At 68.8% G+C, this 17,117-nt stretch carries 14 protein-coding genes; 9 read left to right on the top strand and 5 right to left on the bottom strand.

Annotation, left to right across the window (positions count from 1 at the left end; translation table 11 throughout):
- Positions 1–95: 95 nt before the first annotated feature.
- Both ABD287_RS04360 and ABD287_RS04355 read right to left on the bottom strand, forming a co-directional pair.
- Positions 96–761 carry a Crp/Fnr family transcriptional regulator gene (locus ABD287_RS04360; RefSeq protein WP_344168544.1) on the bottom strand — a complete coding sequence of 222 codons (666 nt, stop codon included), beginning with the start codon at positions 759–761 and terminating at the stop codon, positions 96–98.
- Between the two features lie 148 nt (positions 762–909).
- Positions 910–4,176 (bottom strand): SNF2-related protein, encoded by a 3,267-nt coding sequence (locus ABD287_RS04355; protein ID WP_344168541.1) that lies wholly within the window; start codon positions 4,174–4,176, stop codon positions 910–912.
- Between the two features lie 336 nt (positions 4,177–4,512).
- On the opposite strand from ABD287_RS04355, the gene ABD287_RS04350 reads away from it, so the two are divergent.
- Together ABD287_RS04350 and ABD287_RS04345 are read left to right on the top strand one after the other, a co-directional pair.
- A complete protein-coding gene (locus ABD287_RS04350) occupies positions 4,513–5,004 on the top strand; it encodes an Hsp20/alpha crystallin family protein (protein ID WP_344168538.1) in 492 nt (163 codons plus the stop codon).
- Between the two features lie 62 nt (positions 5,005–5,066).
- Complete coding sequence (locus tag ABD287_RS04345) at positions 5,067–5,453, top strand: MerR family transcriptional regulator (protein WP_425565496.1); 387 nt, start codon at positions 5,067–5,069, stop codon at positions 5,451–5,453.
- 34 nt (positions 5,454–5,487) lie between these two features.
- Here ABD287_RS04345 and ABD287_RS04340 read toward each other — a convergent pair whose 3' ends face one another.
- Positions 5,488–7,437 (bottom strand): hybrid sensor histidine kinase/response regulator, encoded by a 1,950-nt coding sequence (locus ABD287_RS04340; protein ID WP_344168535.1) that lies wholly within the window; start codon positions 7,435–7,437, stop codon positions 5,488–5,490.
- A 263-nt stretch (positions 7,438–7,700) separates the two neighbouring features.
- Here ABD287_RS04340 and ABD287_RS04335 point away from each other — a divergent pair, with 263 nt between their 5' ends.
- Together ABD287_RS04335 and ABD287_RS04330 are read left to right on the top strand one after the other, a co-directional pair.
- The gene (locus ABD287_RS04335; protein WP_344168532.1) at positions 7,701–8,459 is read left to right on the top strand and encodes a MerR family transcriptional regulator; all 759 of its coding nucleotides are present in this window, start codon (positions 7,701–7,703) and stop codon (positions 8,457–8,459) included.
- Positions 8,450–9,307: a hypothetical protein gene (locus ABD287_RS04330; protein ID WP_344168529.1), complete on the top strand. Its 858-nt coding sequence runs from the start codon at positions 8,450–8,452 to the stop codon at positions 9,305–9,307. The genes ABD287_RS04335 and ABD287_RS04330 overlap by 10 nt, the downstream gene beginning before the upstream one ends.
- An 81-nt stretch (positions 9,308–9,388) precedes the next feature.
- On the opposite strand, the gene ABD287_RS04325 is transcribed toward ABD287_RS04330, so the two are convergent.
- Positions 9,389–9,943 (bottom strand): hypothetical protein, encoded by a 555-nt coding sequence (locus tag ABD287_RS04325; RefSeq protein WP_344168526.1) that lies wholly within the window; start codon positions 9,941–9,943, stop codon positions 9,389–9,391.
- Between the two features lie 581 nt (positions 9,944–10,524).
- Between ABD287_RS04325 and ABD287_RS04320 the strand changes: the two genes are divergently transcribed.
- A complete protein-coding gene (locus ABD287_RS04320) occupies positions 10,525–11,427 on the top strand; it encodes a helix-turn-helix domain-containing protein (RefSeq protein WP_344168522.1) in 903 nt (300 codons plus the stop codon).
- On the top strand, positions 11,424–11,756 hold the full coding sequence (locus ABD287_RS04315; protein WP_344168519.1) for a DUF397 domain-containing protein: 333 nt from the start codon (positions 11,424–11,426) through the stop codon (positions 11,754–11,756). Before ABD287_RS04320 ends, ABD287_RS04315 begins: the two co-directional genes overlap by 4 nt.
- Before the next feature lie 39 nt (positions 11,757–11,795).
- Here ABD287_RS04315 and ABD287_RS04310 read toward each other — a convergent pair whose 3' ends face one another.
- A complete protein-coding gene (locus ABD287_RS04310) occupies positions 11,796–14,813 on the bottom strand; it encodes a S8 family serine peptidase (protein WP_344168516.1) in 3,018 nt (1,005 codons plus the stop codon).
- Between the two features lie 253 nt (positions 14,814–15,066).
- Between ABD287_RS04310 and ABD287_RS04305 the strand changes: the two genes are divergently transcribed.
- Genes ABD287_RS04305 through ABD287_RS04295 form a run of 3 tightly spaced genes read left to right on the top strand, consistent with a single transcriptional unit; the run spans position 15,067 to position 17,114 of the window.
- Positions 15,067–15,345, top strand: coding sequence for a hypothetical protein (locus ABD287_RS04305; RefSeq protein WP_344168513.1), 279 nt, complete (start codon positions 15,067–15,069; stop codon positions 15,343–15,345).
- 24 nt (positions 15,346–15,369) lie between these two features.
- Positions 15,370–16,761 (top strand): DUF4331 domain-containing protein, encoded by a 1,392-nt coding sequence (locus ABD287_RS04300; protein WP_344168510.1) that lies wholly within the window; start codon positions 15,370–15,372, stop codon positions 16,759–16,761.
- Complete coding sequence (locus ABD287_RS04295; protein ID WP_344168507.1) at positions 16,758–17,114, top strand: phospholipase; 357 nt, start codon at positions 16,758–16,760, stop codon at positions 17,112–17,114. The genes ABD287_RS04300 and ABD287_RS04295 overlap by 4 nt, the downstream gene beginning before the upstream one ends.
- Positions 17,115–17,117: the final 3 nt, after the last annotated feature.

Genomic DNA, 17,117 nt, shown 5'->3' with positions numbered 1-17,117 from the left:
ATCTGCCACAACGGTTCGGGGCAGTACTTCTGAACATCATCCACACCAGCTCAACGAACGACCAGGCGCTGCAACAACCCCAAATGACACACGGTCTAACGGAGGTCCTCGTTGGCCAGCGCGTGCAGGGCGTCGAGATCGCGGATGACGACGCCCCGGCGCTCGGTGGCGATGATCGCCCGGCGCCGCAGGACCGCCAGCGCGTCCACCACCGAGTTGCGGGAGGCTCCGATGAGGTTGGCCAACTCCTGCTGTGGCAGAGCCACCGCGGCCCCGGCGCCGGCGTGGGTCCGCAGCAGCGCGCGGGCCAGCCGCTGCCGCACCGGCAGCGTGGCCATCTCCGCGCGCTGGGTGTCCGCGTCGCGGAGGCGGTAGGCGATGTACCTGGTGATCGCCGAGCCCACCCCGGGACGTTCGCTGAATGCCCTGAACAGCGCTCCGGGCACCACCCGACACCGCGTCGCGGTCAAGGTGGTCACGGTCGCGCTGCGTGGCTGGCCGTCGATGGCGGCCAGATCGCCGACGACGTCGCCGGCTCCGCGCAGTGTGAGAATGGTGCTGCGTCCGGCTGCGTCACCGCGCACGACTTTCACCAGGCCAGAAAGCAGGAGGTAGACGGACTCGCCGTCGTCGCCCTGGTGGAACAGGGTGCGACGTTCGTCGACTTCGATGCTCGCTCCCATGCCCATGATGGCCTGGCGGTCGGCGGGGCCGAGGTGCGCCAGGAGCCCCGAGGTCGATGGCGCTGCCGCTGCTGACACGCGCTGACCGTAGCCGAGCCACCACGTTCCGCGCAGCCGTGCTTGCGGGCCCCTTGGCGCGATGCGGAGTGGACGGTCAGCTCCAGCACGATTCCCGGCGAGAGGGCCTCACCGCGTAGTTCGCTCGCGTTTAGGGCGACCGCGCGGGTCACGCCAGGATGTTACGGATGTCGTCGGCGGTGAGGCGGGCCGAGGCGAAATCGCCCCCGTCGACGACGCTGGCGAACAGGTCCGCCTTCCGGGCCTGGAGCGCCATCACTTTCTCTTCGATGGTGCCCTTGGCGACCATCCGGTAGACCATTACCGAGCGCGTCTGCCCGATCCGGTGGATCCGGTCGACGGCCTGCGCCTCGGCCGCCGGGTTCCACCACGGGTCGAGCAGGATGCAGTAGTCGGCCTCGGTGAGGTTGAGCCCGAAACCGCCCGCCTTGAGGCTGATGAGGAAGGCGGGCGCGCCGCCGTCCTTGAAGCGTTGGATCACCGACGCGCGGTCGCGGGTCTTGCCGTCCAGATAGCAGACGTCGAGGCCGGCCGTCGTGAGCCGTGACCGGGCGGCGTCCAGGAACCTGGTGAACTGGCTGAACACCAACGTCCGGTGGCCCTCCTCCGCCAGCCCGCAGACGCGTTCGACCAGCTCGTCCAGTTTGGTGGATGGCACCGTGGCGTGCTTGCCGTCCACCAGCGACACGTCCAGGCTGGCCTGGCGTAGCATGGTCAGCGACCGGAAGATCTCGAACCGGTTCTGTTCCAGGTCGCCGAGCAGGCCGAGCACCTTCTGCCGCTCCCGTTGCAGATACTTCTGGTAGATCTTCTGGTGCCGTGGGTGCAGCTCCAGCTCCAGCACCTGTTCTTGCTTGGCCGGCAGGTCGGTGGCGACGTCGTCCTTGCGGCGGCGCAGCATGAACGGCCTGATCCGTCGCCGCAGCTGGTCGAGCCGGGCGGAGTCCTGCTGCTTCTCGATCGGGTTGCGGTAGTGCTCGGTGAACCGGTCCGCCCGGGGGAACAGCCCGGGCGCCGTGATCGACAGCAGCGCCCACAGATCAAGCAGGTGGTTCTCCATTGGGGTTCCGGTGATCGCGAGCTTGACCGGCGCGGGCAGGTCCCGGGCGCAGCGGTACGCCTGGGTGCCGGGGTTCTTCACGAACTGGGCCTCGTCCAGGATCAGACCGGCCCACGGCAGCTGCTGGTACTCGTCGAACTCCAGCCGCAGCAACGTGTACGAGGTGACCACCAGGTCGGCGCCGGCCACCGACTCGGCCAGCTCGGCGCCGCGTCGGGCCGCCGTCTGGCCGATCGCCGCGACCGTGAGCCCAGGCGCGAACCGGGCGGCCTCGATCGCCCAGTTCGACACGACGCTGGCCGGCGCGACGACCAGGAACGGCGGCGTGGCCGGGTCCTTGGCGCGGACGTGCAGCATCAGGGCCAGGGCCTGCATCGTCTTGCCGAGGCCCATGTCGTCGGCGAGGATCCCGCCGAGCCGGTGCGAGTAGAGCGCGGCCAGCCAGCCGAATCCACGCTCCTGGTAGGGGCGGAGCGTCGCCTCCAGCCCCGCCGGGGTGGGCGCGTCGACGCCGGCGCCAGCCTCGGCCAGCTCCATGATGGATTCCTGCCAGGCGGCGGCCTGGCCGGTGACGGCACCAAGCTCGGCCAGCTCCTGCCAGACGCCGGGCGAAAGTCGGCCCAGGCGCAGGGCGCCGGCCGGGGCGTCGGTCATCTCCCGCGACTCGACGATGAGGTCGCGCAGCTGGCGGAACTCGGGCTGGTCGAGGAGCACGTAGCTGCCGTTGGGCAGCAGCAGGAACTCCCGGTCCGTGGCCAGCGCGGTGAACAGGTCCTCGAAGTTGACCGACTCGTCGCCGACGGTGACGTTCACGGCGAGATCGAACCAGTCCTGCCCACCGGTCCCGGCGTCGTCGAACGCGATGACGGGCGCGGCGTCGGCCTCCACTGGCAGCTGCCCGTCGACGCTGTCGATCGCGACGCCGTCGCAGCCGTCGAGCGCGGGCGTCAGTTCGCGCAGCACCCGGATCATGGGGTCGCCGGTGAGGGCGCGGGTCGCCGCGAGCCGGTCGTCGTCGAGCAGCTCGGAGGCGACGTCGGCGACGATCGGCGTGACCCGTCCGATGATCTCGGCGCGGGCCTCGGCCTGGACGGCCGGCGACGGCGACCACAGCTCGTCGTGGCGGACGTCGTCGCCGACCGGCGTGTGCCACGACCAGCGCAGCAGCAGCTGTCGGCTCGTTGCCGCGAGGCTGAGCGTCAGGGTGACGGCGCCCAGGTCTGGCAGACGCACCTGGTCGTCGGCGGCCACGACGGGGGCCCGGCCCGCGAGCGGCGCGAAGTGGGTCTGGAAGAAGCGCGACTCCTGGGCGGCCGGGATCCGCACCGGTTTGCCGGCTGAGGCGAGCAGCTCGACGGCCACGGTCTGGTCTAGCGGCGACAACCGGAGCGCTCGGCCCTTGGGGCCGGCCGCCGGCTCGTCGCAGGTCGCCCACCACACCAGACCGTGCGGCGGCTGCCCCACGGCGAGCGCTGCGTCGGGGGCGACCGACTGCCCGTCGACGATCACTGTTGGGGTGAGTTGGAGATCCCGACGGACCCGTCTGGCCCGGATCTCGACCCGGGCTGGACCGCCGAGGGTCACCGGCCCGGAACTCTTGCCCGGCTGGACGAACGGCACTCCACAGTCGCGCGCCTCGGCGAGCATCTGCCAGATCCGGCGCCCGCAGAGGCCCAGCATCCGCCCCGAGGAGGAGCTGTAGTAGTCCTGCTGGTCCGCGGTGTAGTCGGCGATCTCCTCCATGATGGCCCAGTGTCGGAGGGCCCGGGCGCCGCGGCGGTAGTTTCCGGCGCCATAGGAGACGGCTGTCCAGTCGACGCCTCCGCGGATCCAGCCGGTCCTGCCCGGCACCACCGGCTGCAGGCGCACCTGCCAGCCCTGCGAGCGGCCGCCGGATCCGCGCTGGCGGGGCCAGGTCCGCCGCTGTTCCTCCAACGCGACCTGAAGGGCGATCGTGGGACCCTCGTCGGGGTCGGGTTCGTCGACGCTGGCGCCTGACCAGGTGGCGAGGGTGGCTTCCCACGAAGCGGCGTCCGGGGCCGTGCGGCGGGGGGCCGGGAGCCTGGGCGACAACGACTCCGCCGCCCGCACCGCGAGGGCGACGGCGTGCAGGCAGTCGGTGGCACGGCACTCGCACCGGCCGGTGACGTCGGCGACGGCGCCGTCGCTGTCGGTGTGGATGGTGGCGAAGATGCCGGCGCCGCTGCCCAGGCGCTGGCCGATCGCCACGCCGCTGGCAGGGTTCCACAGGATCATCTCGACCTCGTCGGCGACCTCGCGGGCTGCCAGGACGGCCGAGGTGCTGACGTGTTCGCTGACCGCGGCCTCAGCGACGGAAACGGCTATCCTTGCCACAGATCACCCCCAGTTGGTTCGCCGCGAACGATAGCCACCACGACCGGCCTGGCGCGCGGGCGCCCATGGGCGTCAACCCCGGCCCTGCCTTCCCGGTTACGGGCGTGGTGGCTTCGCGCACGAACTCGGACGCCTGGCTCAGGCCGCAGCGGGAGCTGGTCCTGCCCGCCGGCGAAGGTGGCGCCCCGTGGTTCGCCCCTTGATTCTGTGTTACTCAGTGGAGATTTTCTTGCTCAAGTCGGTTGCATTACCTTCAGCCCGGGAGCTATAAATGGGAAGTGGGGCCGGCGGTGGGTTGCCGCCCGGCCATCGGAAACCGGCGATGGAGGTGCTGTGATGACCATGCTGCGTTTCGACCCCTTCCGGGAGTTCGATCGCATGACCGGCGACCTGTGGGGTTCCCAGCGGACCGCCCGGCCGATGCCGATGGACGTGTACCGCGACGGCGAGCGGTACCTGGTCTGTCTCGACTGCCCCGGCATCAATGCCGACTCGCTTGAGCTGACCGCTGAGAACAACACGCTGACCATCAGCGCCGATCGGCGTTCCAACGCCCCTGAAGGCACCCGCTATCTGGTCGCCGAGCGGCCCACGGGCACCTTCACCCGGCAGTTGGTGCTCGGCGACGGACTGGACCTGGACAACATCGACGCGACCTACCATGACGGCGTGCTGACCATCGCGATCCCGGTCGCCGAGCAGGCCAAGCCGCGTCGGATCAGTGTCGGTCGCGGCGACGCGGAGGGTCACCGGGTGATCGCTGGCGAGTCGCAGGAGCGGCCCGGCATGAAGGACACCGTCAAGAAGCTCGTCGGCTCGTCCCACTGATCACCGACCGGTGTGCCCTGGACGGTTTCGTCCAGGGCACACATTTTTCGAGGAGGTGAACCGTGGCACTCGCCTTCGGCGCACGCCCCTTGCACGACAACGACTTCCCGGCCTACTCGATGAGCGCCGCAGCCTCCATGCTCGGCGTCACCCCCGCCTTCCTACGCGGCCTGGGCGAGCACGGGCTGCTTACTCCCGGGCGCTCCACCGGCGGCCACCGCAGGTACAGCCAGAACGAGCTGCACCTGGCCGGTCGGGCCCGCGAGGTCGTGGACCAAGGACTTGGGCTGGTCGCCGCCTGCCGGATCGTGGACCTCGAACGGCGGCTGGCCGCCGCGGAGATGACCATCGCCGAACTGCGCGCCCGCCTCGCCGGCCGCCCAGGCGCCCCGACCCTGCCCGGCCGCGCGCCGACCAGAGCCGCTAAGGCGTCGGCGCCGCCGAACTGACCGTCATGGGCCGGCCGGATGGAACTCGTAGAGCTCAGCGTGGCCGTTGAAGGATCTGTCCGGCCTTGGCGGTCAGGGCTGCCGCGGTAAAAGGTTTCTCGATGAGATTGACGTCGCGGTCCAGTCGGCCCTGCGCGGCCAGGACTGGCTGGGCGTAGCCCGACATGTACAGCACCTGGATGTCCGGCCTGAGTAGGCGGATCCTCTCGGCGACCTCCTTGCCGAGCATGTTCGGCATCACCACGTCGGTGACCAGCAGGTGAATGTCGCCCTCGTGGCGGTTGGCCAGCGCCAGAGCGTCGGCGCCGTCCGTGGCGGTGATCACACGATAGCCGCTGCGGGTGAAGATCCGCTCGGTCACCTGCCGGAGGGCTTCTTCGTCCTCGACGATCAGGACCGTCTCGCCGGTGGTAGTCCGTTCGTAGGTGGGCTCTTCCTCGACCGGTGTGGCGACCTCGTCGGTGACGGGGAGCAGGATCGTGAAGGTGGTGCCGACCCCGAGCAGCGAGTGGATGTCGATGGTGGCTTCGGCCTGCAGGACGATGCCGTACACCGTGGCCAGTCCCAGGCCGGTGCCGGCGCCGTCGGCCTTGGTGGTGTAGAACGGCTCGAACACGTGCTCGATGACGTCCGGGGCCATGCCGGCGCCCGTGTCAGCGACGCGTAGTCGCACCTGACGCCCGGCGCCGACCGTAACGTTCGCGGTGTCGATGGTCAGGGTCCCACCGTCGCCCATCGCATCCCGGGCGTTGACGGCGAGGTTGACCAGGACCTGTTCGAGTTGTCCCACGTCGGCCAGCACCGGCCACAGGCCGCCGGTGAGGTTGGTGCTCAGCACGATGTCCTCGCCGATGGTGCGGTCGAGGAGCTGCGTCACCTCAGCGACCACCTCGTTGAGGTCCACCACCACCGGCTGGACGACCTCGCGGCGGGCGAAAGCCAACAGCTGGTGAGTCAGAGCGGTCGCCCGCTCAGCAGCCCGCTGTATCTGCCCGACATCGCCGGTGGCGGCGGTGAGGTCTCCGTCATGGCCGGCGGCGAGTTCCTCGCTGACGAACGCGGCGTAGTTGAGGATGACGGCGAGCAGGTTGTTGAAGTCGTGCGCGACTCCGCCGGCCAACTGGCCGAGAACCTCGAGGCGTTGGCTCTGATGCAGTTGGGCTTGCAGGTACTCTTTGTCGCTCTCGGCTTGGGCGCGCCCGGCATCCAACTCGATGTCGGAGCGGTTCTGCGCTTCGCGGACCTCGACGCGCTCCAGATCGACTTGGGCTTCGAAGCGGTCGGAGGCGTCAGCGGCCTCTTGACGCTGCAAATCCACCAGGGCCTCGGAGCGTTCCGCCGCATCACTGGCCACCTGGCGTTCGACGTCGACTTGGGCTTCGAAGCGGTCGGAAGCGTCCTGCAGGTCCGCCCGTTGCTGATCAGCGCGTTCCTCCAGACGCCCCGCCGCGTCGACGACGTCCGTCCGGTGTTGATCAACGCGTAGCTCGAAGCGATCGTGGGCCTGCTGCAGGTCGGTAATCCGACGCGAGGTCGTCGCGACGCCAACGATCTCACCGGCCGAGTCGAGAATCGGTGACATGGACACCGACACCTTCATGACCGTCCCGTCATGACTGATTCGTTCCGTGCGGTACTGCTGCACTTCCTCCCCGGCCACAATGCGGCGCAGGGCCGCGAGATCCCCGCTGCGGCACCGCTGGGGGATGAACTCTTCCGCAACGTGGCCGATGATGTCACAGGCGGACCATCCATACATCTGCGTGGCGGCCGGATTGCAACTGGTGATCGCACCGGAACGTGTCATTGACATGATCGCGTCATGCGACGACGCGACGATCGACGCAGCGTTCGCCCGTTCGTCGAGGACCTGCGTAGGTCCTGCTCCACGCGTCATTTCAACCACCGATAACCTGAAAGAAAGTTTTCTGGGTGGCAACGCCATCCAGAGCGCAAGACCCCGGTTGCGGTTGCCGTCGCACATGGCTAAGGCGAACAAGAAATCCAGTTACTGGCACCCGACACAAGCCGAGTCCTACAAATCCACCCTACGCCTCATCCAGACTCAAGGAGCCGGGTGGGAACCATTTCCAAGGACGAAGGCACAGCGCGGACACGGGCTGCGCTAGGAGGCCCCGTGGCAGGAACCTGCGCCGGAGAGCACTGGACCACGGGCCTCTGACCGGACGCCCTCTGGAGCGCCTGGCGGCTTGACCTTGACGTAACGTCAACGTCTCTAATGGAGCCATGCGTATCGGCGAGCTAGCCGCGCTGGTCGGAGTGACCACCCGTACCGTGCGCCATTACCACCACCTCGGGCTGCTGCCCGAACCGGAGCGGACCCCCGGCGGCTACCGCGACTACCGGCTGCGCGACGCGGTCCTGCTTACCCGGGTCCGCCGCCTCGCCGAGCTCGGCCTGTCCCTCGATGAGATCCGCGACGTGCTCGCCGACGACCAGGACCGTGACCTGCGCGAGGTGCTCACCGATCTGGATGCCGACCTGGCCCATCAACAGGACGCCATCGCCGCCCGCCGGGCCCGGCTGGCCGTTCTGCTGGCCGAGGCCGACCTCAACCTCGACACTACGGTCGCCCCCGACCTGGGGGACCTGCTGCACGACATCCACCCGGCCGGCTCCGCGTTCGCCGCGCTCGATCGTGACATGTTGTCGCTGATCGACACCGGCGCCGACACGGCTGCCCGGGAACAGATCATGGCGATGATCCAGCCGCTCACCGCATCGGACGTGCGGGGCCGTGGCCATGCCCTCACCGCGCGGATGGACGCGATCGCCGGTGCGGATCCGTCCGATCCGCGGGTCGCCGCGCTCGCCGCCGAGTTCGCGGCCCATCTGCCCACCGAGATGGCTGCGGCGATGGTGGCCAGCCTCGAACAGTCGGAGACCAGCCACTGGCTGGGCTTGATGACCTCCGAACTCGCCCCGGCCCAGGTCAAGGTGCTGTGCCTGATGGTGACGACCCTCAAGGAGCGCGCATGTTCCTGAAGATCGCCCGAGTGACGCTGTTCGCGATCCTGCCGACGGAAGTGATGCTCGCTGTCCTGCTGGTGTCAGACGCCGCGCTGCCACGCCCGATCGTCATCGCCGCCGAGCTGGTTGTGCTGACAGCGCTGCTATTGGAGGCGTTGGTGTTATGGCGGAGTTACCGCGCCCTGCGCCATGACGGCGCCAGGCGCAGAACGGCCCTGCGCGGCGCATACGAGCAGCTCGTGCCCGAGAAGGTGCGGCGGATCATGGGTTTCGAAGCCAAGGGCATGGTCAGCCTGGTGCTCTGGGTCGGTCGTCGCCGACACGGGGCGCCGCCGGGCGCGGTGACACTGTCGTATCACCGCGAGCAGACGGGGCTCATGTTCGGGTTCCTGTTCACCTGCGTGATCGAGCTCGTCTGCGTGGAGATCCTGCTGCGCTCGCTGGACGCCCCGGCTTGGCTGCGCGCCGTGGTGCTCGCGCTCGACGCGTATGGCATCTTGATCGCGCTGGCCATCATCGCCAGCTGTATCACCCGCCCGCACGTCGTCACCGCTGACGAGCTGCGCATCCGCTACGGCGCGTTCTTCGACCTGCGTATCCCTCGTCGCCTCGTCGCCGAGGTGCAGCACCGGCGCACCTACAACGAGATCGGCATGATCAAGGCGGACGGTGATTGCTTGGTCTTGGCCGCGAACAGCCAGACCAACCTGATCGTCGAGCTCGGCGAGACCGTTGTCGCGGTACGCCCGCTGGGGCGGCGTGAGCATGTCCGCGTGCTGCGGTTCTTCGCCGACGACCCGTCGGCCGCCGTCAAGGCGCTGCGGCCGTCCCGGGACCCGGCTGCCATCGGGATTTGGCCCTGAGCCGACCCGCCTCAGGGTGCGGCGTCGGTGCGGCAGATGCCTGCTGGTCCGCCGTCTAGGGCGAGACCAGCAGGCAAGTGCTCATGCCTTGTGGATCTTCCAGTAGGCCACGTCGGAGCTGCGATTGAAGTAGGCGTTGGTGCATACCTCGTACACAGCGCCGCTGGCGCTGGCGTGGCCGTTGGTTTCCAGGAAGCCACCGTTGCCGTCATAGGCGTTGAACAGCAGGACGCAGTCGCCGATGCGGATACTTCGGTCCGCCGGGTTGGACGTCTGAGCGAATACGCGCCAACTCCCGGTGCCGGGAGCTCGGGTCTTGCTGGCGTTGGTGTTGACGTCGTAGAGGCCGCCGGTCTGCTTCTGGTCGTTGTCGGCGTGGCCGTTGGTGTCGAGGTAGCCGCCGTCACCGGAGTAGAGGTTGCGTAGGTGGACCAGGTCACCGCTGGTTACGGGAGTGCCGGTGGCCTTGCCGGAGGCAGACTCGACCTGCCAGGTGCCGGTGCCTTGGCCGCGGGTGGCCGTGGTGGCGGTGGTGACGCTGTACTTACCGCTGGTGCTGTGCCCGTTGGTGTCGAGGAAGCCGCCCTTGAAGTCGTTGTAGCCGTTCTCCAGGCAAATCTGGTCGCCGTACTTCATGTGGGTTAATCACAGCCCTCGCCCGCGCGAGAAACATCGGACAGAACCGAGCGCCAGGACCGCCCTGGACCAGGGAAGCCGCCAAGTAGTTCCGGATCCTCCTCGAGCAGGGCGACAGATGGTGAGATGCCTTCGAGGCAGAGCCGAATCACGGCGCCGTTGAGGCTCGTGATGGTCTCTGGCTCGTGGGCTGAGTTGTAGCGGATCATCGCTGGCTCCCGACCGGGCAGGCGGGTCGGCGGTGGCAGTCGGAGCAGACCAGGGTGTGACCACAGTGGGGGCACCACCGGGTCGCGCGGCGTAGCCACCAGCCTGAGGCCACACCGATGACGACCAACATCACGGTCGCCAGGACGACCACCGGCCACGGCAACGTCAAGTTCACGGCATTCTCCGCATCAACGACGGGGCTGGGGCAGAACTATGTGTGGCGCACAGGGCAGCATCTCATGAGATTCTCATCAAGCGAAATCTCACGATGAGAATGTCATTTGCTTGTGCTGAGCCTGGGGCGCGTCGCGGGTGCCGCATACTGTTCGCTGTCTCACAGTGAGACGCCGAGAACGGAGGGAGCGCCATCCGTGACGACCGAGGCGTCCGTGCCGGGTGGTCCGTCGTCGCCGCCGGTGGATCCCGTCGCGGGACCGACCGTGGTGCGTCGCCAGCTTGGCCGGCGGCTGCGTCAGCTGCGTGAGAATGCGTCGATCAGGTCCGGCGAGCATGAATCGCCCGAGCAGGTCAGCGCCCACCGTGAGCTGGGCATCTCCAGGGCGAAGCTCTACCGGCTGGAGGGTGGGCAGCACTCGGCGAAGCCGCAGGACGTCGCCGCGTTGTGTCGGCACTATCGCGCCTCCGACGAGGAGACTGACGCCCTGGTGGCGCTCGCGCTGGCCACCCAGGAGGACGGCTGGTGGCACGCGTTCGGGGACATCGCGGTGCCGGAATGGTTCTCGCTCTATGTCGATCTCGAGCCGGCCGCCTCGGCGATTCGGTCGTACGAGTCTGAGCTGATCCCCGGTCTTCTACAGACCCGGGACTACGCCGAGACGATCTACCGTGTTCACAACCCTACCTTCAGCGACGACCAGATCGCGCAACGCGCGGCGCTCCGCCTGCGACGACAGACCCTGCTGGACCGGGTCGCGCCGCCAACGCTGCATGTCGTCCTCAGCGAGACGGCGGTACGGCGAACCGTCGGCAACCCCGCGATCATGGCCACCCAGGTCGAGCGCCTGCGGAGGCTGGCGGAACGCCCGAACATCACGATCGAGATCATCCCGTTCAGCGCCGGGGCGCACGCCGGGATGGAGGGCAGCTTCGTCATCCTCGACTTTCCCGACCCGACGGACGGCCCTTCGGTCGTGTACCTGGAGACAGCCGTGTCGGCTGTCTACCTGCAAAAGACCGAGGACCTCGTCAAGTACAACGAAATCTTCACCCGCACCCAAGCAGCAGCAACCCCGATCGAGGAGTTCACGGTATGAGCGGCCAGAAACGCCGGCACTACGTCAAGTCCAGTCGATCTGGTGGTTCCGGAAACTGTGTCGAGTGGGCCGTTGAGGGCCATTCTGTCTTCGTCCGCGACAGCAAAGACCGATCCGGTGTCGAGCTGAAGCTGACCCACGACGAATGGGAGGCCATCGTCGCGGCCGTCGCCAACGGTCACGATCATCCGAACCTGACCGTGTGCCCGGACGGCGCGACGGTCGTCCACAGTGAGCGGACCCTCCGCTTCACTCCTGCCGAGTGGGAAGCGTTCACCGACGCTGCGGTCAGCGGCGAGTGCGCGGTCAACATCCGAGTCGTAGGCTGACCTTGGGCCGCTACCGTTGACCTGCGGAACCTCGACGGCTCAGGAGCCCTGAGCCACCACCGCGACATCGTCCAGTGTGAACGTCGTCGGCATGGCGTTGTCGAGTTTCATCGTCCACTTCAGGGTGACGCTCCTGCCCTTGAAAGCGGACAGGTCCGCGCTGACCAGCTGCCAGTCCGGCGCGGCCTGGACGTTCGATACCTGAGCGAGTTTCGTGCCGTTGCCGTCGAGCGTCAGGGTGTCCCGGTCGAAACTCGACATCTCGTGGGTGGCCACGTGCACCCAGAAGAACACCTTCGGGTTGGTGGCGCCCGCCGGCACAGCCACCGTGGTCGACAGCTGTTGCCTCGCGTTCTTGGCCTCGGTGAACCGGGCGTACCGGTCGCCACCGCGGGGGGGCGGGTTGACGCCGCTGACGATGACGCCGGTGTCACCGGTCCAGCCGCCCGCGCCCTGCTCGAATCCGGGGTTGGCGACGAGGTTGCCGGTGGTGTTCGGCTCGACATCCCACCTGAAGGCCATCGCCGCCGCGCCGCCGCGACCGTCGTCGGCGGTGACCCGCACGGTGAACCGTCCGCCCTTAACGGGGCTTCCAGATATGAGGCCGTTCGTGGCGCCCACGCTGAGCCCGTCCGGCAGGCCGGTCGCGGTCACGGTGACCGGGTCGCCGTCGGGGTCGGTGGCCTTGAGTTGGAGGTTCACCGGGGCGCCCAGGGTCGAGCGGTGGTCGGGCTGGGGGGCGATCTGGGGGTTGCGGTTGATGCCGCCGGCGGCGGCGGTCACGCCGTCCATGACCAGCGCGTACGTCTGTGGGCCGGTCGGCACGTTGGCGCCGCGGACCCGGACCGTGTACGTGCCGGCGGCCGGCGCCTGGAGGAACACGTTCTCCAGGTTGTTCCTCCGGTCGGCACTGCCGCCGGTGGTGGACCAGCCGCCCGAGAACACGTTGCCGAGCCGAACACCGCCCGGGCCGCTGACCTCCAGATCGAGGTCGTTGACCAGCGTGGTCGCCGCGTTGACCTTGGCGGCCGGGTCGGTCCACGCCAGCGTGATCTTCATTGGGGCGCCGGCCTTGGCGGTGACCTGGTACTCGCGGGTCGCGCCGGTGTCCAGCGCCGCGCCCTCGTCCAGCCAGATGGCCGTCCCGGCGGTCGCCCGGTCCAGGTTGGCCAGGCCCCAGCCCTCGTGGATGTTGGGGATCGGGTGCCTGTTGTCGTCGCGGCCGTCGCTGTCCTCGTCGAGCAGGTCGGTGGCGCCATTGACCAGTGTGGCCTTCACCAGCGCCGCAGAGGCGTTCTGGCCGTGCTTCTTGACGTAGTAGTCACGGACGACGACCGCGCCGCCGGCCACCAGCGGGTTCGACATCGACGTGCCGGTGTTGTATTTGTACGCCCCGTCGTACGGGAAGCCCACCGCGTCGGACTGGTACGCCTTGTTCTTCGGGTTCATGGCTGAGTCGTAGCCCTGCCGGAACAGCGGCGAGTACCCGGACAGGATCCAGGCGCCCGGGGCGACCAGATCCGGCTTGATCCGGCCGTCGTCGGTGGGGCCCCGGCCGGAGAACGGCGTCATCTGTTGGTCGTTGCCGGCCTGCGGGTCGTCCTTCAGCGGCGCCACCGGCGCCATCGACGGGTACCAGGCGCCCCAGGTCGGCAGCGGCATGGTCCCGCCGAGCTTCTGGCAGGATCCATCCGCGCCCCACGACCGCTTCTCGCTGGCGGTCTGGCCGGAGTAGGTCAGACTCCTGTCGCAGGCGTAAGTGCGCCGGCCGCTCTCGGAGGCCCCGACGGCGATGCCGTTCTTGGCCGTGGCCGGCGCGCCGACCGAGTCGGGATCGACGACGCCGTTCCTGTCGGTGTCGCCGCCGCCGTTGCCGGCGGCGAACGTGATGGTCATGTCGCGGTTCCTGGCGATGAAGTCGTCGACGCCGGCGGCGTTGTCCTCGTAGACGCCGTTGCGGGGGCCGCCCCAGGAGTTCGAGTGGACGCGGGCCCCGTCGGCGTACGCCTGCGCGAACAGGGTGCGGATGTCAGTGGGCAGGCCACCGAGGTGGTAACCCTCCTTGAACGCGTTGCCGCAGCTCCCGATCGGCTTCACCCAGTCCTGGACGGCCTGGAACACCAGCCGGGCCTGGTACGCGGCCGCCTTGCCGACGCCGGTGGCGTCGCCGCCGCCGACCACCGAGGTGGCGGTGTGGGTGCCGTGGCCGGAGTCCACGTCCCGGGGGCCGTCGGGGTCGGCGACACGGCAGTTGGCGATATCGGCGGTGGGCCAGTCACGGATCGCTGTGATCCGTGAGCCGGGCACGCCCGGGTGGGCGGTGGCGGCGACACCGGTGCCGAAGCCGGTGTCGGCGACCGCGGCGATCTGGCTGGAGCCGTCGTAACCGCGGTCCGCGGCCGGCTGGCCCTTCATGGTGGTGAAGACCGCCGACTCGTTGAGGGGGCGCATCATCGTGTAGGCGTCGACGCTGGTGACATCCTCGCGGCGGCTGAGCGTGTCGACCTGGGCGCCCGTGGCCGCGATGAGCAGGGCCCGCCCGGAGACCGAGGCGACCGCGCCGGAGCTGGCCGCCGCGGCTCGGACGGCAGCCACGTCGGCGTCGCCCGCCACGGTCACCGTGTAGAGCCGGGCGCTGTCCGTGGCGGCGGCGCTGCGCTTCCACTCGGGGGTGAAGCGCTCGACCGCGCGGACGCCAGCGCCGCCGGCGACGGCGTCGGCCTGCGCTGCGGTCATCCGGACCAGGTAGGCGAAGTCGGGCAGGTAGCCGTCGATGGCGGCGCCGTGACCCTCCAGAAACAGGCGCTGGGCGGCGCCGACCGGTCCGTCGAACTGCGCCACGAAAAGGCCGCGCCGGCCATGGGGGAGTCGAGGGGCGCGCGCGAAGCTCGGCGAGTCGGAGGCGACGAGCGTCACCTCGCCGGTGCGCAAACGCAGCACGGGCGCGTCAGCGGCGTTGTGCTGTTCGGCGCCGGCGATCGCGGGGAACGACAGCACGACGGCGGCGGCGGAGCCAGCCGCGACGAGGGCCCGGCGGGCTCGCCTGGTGATCACCATGATGTTGGACTCCTCCGGAAGGCGCACGGGTGGGCGGCGCGGGCCTGCGCATCAAACCATCTATGTCAATGTGAGGTCAATTACCTCAGTCGATGCCTGATCGGTCACCCGGCGCCGCCCCGGCCCGGACCCCGCCCCGTGGGCTCGGCCCGTTCGGCAGACCGCCTCCGGACGCTGAACCGTGCGCCCGCCGATCCCGTACTGACAGACACAACAAGCGCTATCCGCTTTGCCCAACGACGAAAGGCCCAGCATGAGTTCCATTGGTAACCCCGCCCCAGACGGCGGCGCCTCGTGGCTGTCCCGCCGTCGTTTGCTCGCGCTCGCTGCGACCGGCGCCGGCGTCTCGGTCGTCTCTGTCACCGGGCTGAGCCTCGCCAGCGAGTCCAGCGGCGATGACGACGGCGCGCCGTTGGTCATCTCCCTGCGTGACGTCAGGAACGGCACGATCGACGTCTTCTCCGGTGAAAGCGTCCGGACGATCACCGACAAGAAGCTCGTAGACAGCCTTCTCAGGGCCGCAGGCCGCTGACCGTTCGACAGGAGAGACCCCCGAATGTCTTCCCACCGCGAAGCGCCGGAAATCAGCAAGGACCCCGTCGCCGACAGCTCCGATCTGTACGCCTTCATCAGCCACGACGAGCCCGACTCCGTCACGATCATCGCTAACTACGTGCCGTTGCAGATTCCGGCCAGCGGCCCGAACTTCTTCGAGTTCGGGGATGACGTCCTCTACGAGATTCACATCGACACCAACGGCGACGCCCGCCCGGACATCACCTATCAGTTCCGGTTCCGGACCGAACTACGCAACAACCGCACCTTCCTTTACAACACCGGCCAGATCGAATCGCTGGACAGCGAGAACTGGAACCGCCGCCAGTTCTACTCGGTCACCAGACTCGACAGCCGCGGCAAGCGGACAGAGCTGGCCGGCAGGCTGCAATGCCCGCCCTGCAACGTCGGCACCATCTCCATCCCGGACTACGCGGGCCTCGCCGAGGACGCCGTGCACAAGCTGAAGTCAGGGGAGAAGGTGTTCGCCGGCCAGCGCGCCGACGCCTTCTTCGTCGACCTCGGCTCCATTTTCGATCTGGGAACGCTACGCCCGTTCCAGAACAAACACCTGGTCGGTCAGAAGCTGTTCAACTTCGCCGGCAAGGCGGTCAACGCCACCGACAGGACGAACGTGCACAGCATCGCCTTGCAGATCCCGCTGCACATGGTCCGCCGCGGCGGCCGGAACCGGGTGGGCGTCAAGGACGCCGGCGCCGTCATCGGAGTCTGGACCTCCGCCAGCCGCCGCCAGGTCGAGGTCCGCGGCAAGAAGGGCGACGGCGACGTCGTCGTCGGCCCGCAGGTCCAGGTCTCCCGACTCGGAAACCCGCTGTTCAACGAGGTCATCGTGCCGATGGCCGAGAAAGACAAGTGGAACAGCCTGCCGCCCAGCGAGGACAAGAGATTCGCCGAGTTCGTCGCCAATCCCGAGCTGGCAGCGCTCCTGCCAGTGCTCTACCCGGGCCTGTTCGACAACCTCGCCGCGCTCAACAAGACCAGGCAGCCCCGCGCCGACCTACTGGCCATCCTGCTCACCGGCATCCCGGACGGCGTAATCGACGGCTTCCAGAACAGCGCCGGCCGCGTCCAGGCGGACATGCTGCGCCTCAACACGGCCGTCCCGCCGGCGGCGCATGAGAACGCCTTCGGCGTCGTCGGCGGCGACATCGCCGGCTTCCCGAACGGCCGCCGCATCGCCGACGACGTCGTCTCCATCTCGCTGCGAGCCATCGCCGGCGCCACCGTGCCGCTGGTCGACCCCCGCTTCAAGCCGGACGCCGCCGCCACGGCCGTCGAGCAGGGCCTGAGCATCAAGAACGTCAGCGCCAAGCTGCTGGGGAAGTTCCCCTTCCTGCCCACGCCCTTCGACGGCCTCAACAATCCGTCATGAGCCACGGACACCACCACACGCTCGCCCCGTCCACACAGGGCACGGTGATGCTGAACATCGGCGAAGGGATCGGCGCGCTGATCATCCACACCGACGGTCAGTGGCACGGCCACGAGATAGAAGTCAGTCGGGCTGCGGCGCCGACAGAGCGTAAACACGCTGCCGTCCGCGCCCGGCACGTCCATGGCGGTGTCTCGTACTGCGTCCTCATCGACGACCTGCCGGAGGACCGGTACCTGATCTGGCACGACGCCGCGGAGCCGCTGGCCCGGGTCGAGGTGCGGGGCGGTGCGGTCACCGAGTACACCTGGCCGGCGGAGGCGGTGCCCGGCCGAGGTCACGTTCCGCCGTAGCCT

It is taken from the genome of Pilimelia columellifera subsp. columellifera (genome assembly GCF_039532605.1).
In the GTDB taxonomy this organism is placed as follows: Bacteria; Actinomycetota; Actinomycetes; order Mycobacteriales; family Micromonosporaceae; genus Pilimelia; species Pilimelia columellifera.
This window is presented reverse-complemented; position numbering and strand designations above follow the sequence as displayed.

Excerpts from the sequence above, each read along its gene's own strand:
- ABD287_RS04350 (WP_344168538.1), top strand. The coding sequence starts at position 4,513 with ATGACCATGCTGCGTTTCGACCCCTTCCGGGAGTTCGATCGCATGACC.
- ABD287_RS04340 (WP_344168535.1), bottom strand. The coding sequence starts at position 7,437 with ATGTGCGACGGCAACCGCAACCGGGGTCTTGCGCTCTGGATGGCGTTG.
- ABD287_RS04335 (WP_344168532.1), top strand. The coding sequence starts at position 7,701 with ATGCGTATCGGCGAGCTAGCCGCGCTGGTCGGAGTGACCACCCGTACC.
- ABD287_RS04330 (WP_344168529.1), top strand. The coding sequence starts at position 8,450 with ATGTTCCTGAAGATCGCCCGAGTGACGCTGTTCGCGATCCTGCCGACG.
- ABD287_RS04325 (WP_344168526.1), bottom strand. The coding sequence starts at position 9,943 with ATGAAGTACGGCGACCAGATTTGCCTGGAGAACGGCTACAACGACTTC.
- ABD287_RS04315 (WP_344168519.1), top strand. The coding sequence starts at position 11,424 with ATGAGCGGCCAGAAACGCCGGCACTACGTCAAGTCCAGTCGATCTGGT.
- ABD287_RS04310 (WP_344168516.1), bottom strand. The coding sequence starts at position 14,813 with ATGGTGATCACCAGGCGAGCCCGCCGGGCCCTCGTCGCGGCTGGCTCC.
- ABD287_RS04305 (WP_344168513.1), top strand. The coding sequence starts at position 15,067 with ATGAGTTCCATTGGTAACCCCGCCCCAGACGGCGGCGCCTCGTGGCTG.
- ABD287_RS04300 (WP_344168510.1), top strand. The coding sequence starts at position 15,370 with ATGTCTTCCCACCGCGAAGCGCCGGAAATCAGCAAGGACCCCGTCGCC.
- ABD287_RS04295 (WP_344168507.1), top strand. The coding sequence starts at position 16,758 with ATGAGCCACGGACACCACCACACGCTCGCCCCGTCCACACAGGGCACG.